Source organism: Bradyrhizobium sp. 25ACV (assembly GCF_054863005.1).
The window spans coordinates 1-312 of record NZ_JAVAYO010000055.1; the positions used below are offsets into that span (position 1 = coordinate 1).

General features: G+C 60.6%; 2 pseudogenes. Both read right to left on the reverse strand.

Annotated features, from left to right (window positions below):
- A pseudogene (locus RAD04_RS38540) lies at positions 1-224 on the reverse strand (branched-chain amino acid ABC transporter permease); the annotation flags it as partial.
- A 13-nt stretch (positions 225-237) separates the two neighbouring features.
- Positions 238-312: pseudogene (locus tag RAD04_RS38545) on the reverse strand (ABC transporter ATP-binding protein); the annotation flags it as partial.

Genomic DNA, 312 nt, shown 5'->3' on the forward strand with positions numbered 1-312 from the left:
CCGGCGACGAAGGAGAAGGCCAGCGTGATCACGAAGGCGGCCCAATAGGGCACGCCCCATTGCATCAGCTGCCAGGAGATGAAGGTCGAGAACATCGCCATCTCGCCCTGCGCGAAGTTGAGATGGTCGATGGCCTGGTAGATCATGACCACGGCGAGCGCCATGCAGGCGTAGATCGCGCCCGTGGCAATGCCGGCCAGGACCTGGTTGGTGAACAGCTCCATTGTCCCGGCTCCCTCAGTAACCCAGATAGGATTTGCGGATTTCTTCGTTGTTCGCGATGTCCTTGGCGTTGCCCGACATCACGATGCG